1 protein-coding gene is annotated in these 1,647 nt (G+C 41.7%); it reads right to left on the bottom strand.

What is annotated here, in order from left to right; genetic code table 11:
- The coding region (locus GSQ84_RS26495; protein WP_305790909.1) for an RHS repeat domain-containing protein at window positions 1-1,647 on the bottom strand (1,647 nt) is incomplete at both ends.

Raw genomic sequence — 1,647 nt, 5'->3', positions numbered from 1 at the left:
GGGGTTAAATTTGCGGCAGATTCCGCCAAAGCATCTGCTACGTTCCATCTACCAATCACTGGATCATATTGTCTGGCCCCGTAATCATAGTCACCTAATTCATCTTGTAGTTCCTTTCCATTGTAAAGATATTTATTAGTTAAAGATACAGGACTTCCTGATTTTCGCAAACCAAACGCAAAATAATCATCACTTTGCAGCCGCTCAACCAGGCCTGTTACTGGGTTATTGTGAAAACTGTACCTTACATTTCCTAAATGATCTGTTAGGTTATATTCATAACTGTAACTAGCGCCATTATTCCTGGCCAGGCCAGCCTCCGTTTGAATAAAATCTATCGTACCATTTGTGTATTGGATACCGCCAATATAATCTGTTGTATTCCCATTGCTTATCTTTTTTAGCTTTCTGCCCGTCCCATCATATACATAGGTCAAATTTACACCTGAAACCGCAGTGGGAAGGTTTAAAAAATTGTAAGTGACTGTACGCCCGCTTCTGCCATCAACGGTAGCATTACCGTTGAGATCATACTGGTAAGAGGCCGTTTCCGGGCCTCCTGTGGTATTGGTTAATTGGTTACCATTGTACACATAAGTTCTTGTAGTATCATTACGGTTCAACGTTTTAATATTACCCATCACATCATAGGTAAGTATCTCACTCATGCCCGTGGCAATACCACTTTTTAACCGGTTCAGCTGATCATAATTATAAGCAAAATTTTGGCTCAGGCTGGTTCCCGCTCCCCATAACTGACCAGAGATATTTCCATTAAACTGAGGCGTAATACCATCCTGGTAATTGAGCTGAAAGCTAAATTGGGCTGATGTACCGCTTTTTACCCAGCCTCTTTCATTGTATGCATAACTGTTTTGCTGCTGGCCATTATCAAGACCTTTTCCTGTTAGCTGGCCAATTTCATTGTAGTTATAGTTAGCCAAAAGCACTTCCGCATCCGTATTGATCTGTTCATAGTCATTTAACCTCCTGCCCATATGATCGTAGGTACACCGGGTCGCAATAGTGGTATTTCCGCCAGCTACATTGTGATGAATACGAGTGCTGGCCAGCGGCGCATTTTCGAAGTTATAACTGTAACTGATCTCATCATAATTGCCGGTGTTAACGGCGCCCGATTGGTAGTGCTGCTGGTAAACTTTTAGCAATCTTCCTTTATCATCATAGTAGTTAAGCGTTAGCAACATAGTACTTGTTCCCAGTACCAATGTTTTTGTACCGGTTAATAGACCCCTCGTATTTAAGCTGCCCGCTGGATACAGGTAAGTATTGCCACCAGGAAAGTTATAATCATCATAATAATTAATAGTGAGGGTATTACTAAGAAACGGTTCACCTTCAGGTAAAGTTTGTGCGGTATAACCAGTAGCGCTACCAGAACGCACTTCCCACTGATAAGGTTCTGCATCAAATAATGCCTGGATATTTGGCCGGGTATAATAACTAGCATCACCGGTCGGATAGCTATAAGTACCGGTCATTATAGTTCTCCCGATGGCATCATATCTGATAAAGGAAGCACCATTGGCTGTAGACAATGTTTGATTGGCGTCTCTGGTAAGCACTACCTTGTCCAGTTTATTATAAACTAAATATTGCCAGCCTATTCCAGGGATTTTCTTTTCC

It is taken from the genome of Pedobacter sp. L105 (assembly GCF_009765875.1).
In the GTDB taxonomy this organism is placed as follows: Bacteria; Bacteroidota; Bacteroidia; order Sphingobacteriales; family Sphingobacteriaceae; genus Pedobacter.
The sequence above is the reverse complement of the archived record's forward strand: the minus strand, read 5'-3'. Positions and strand labels throughout refer to the sequence as shown.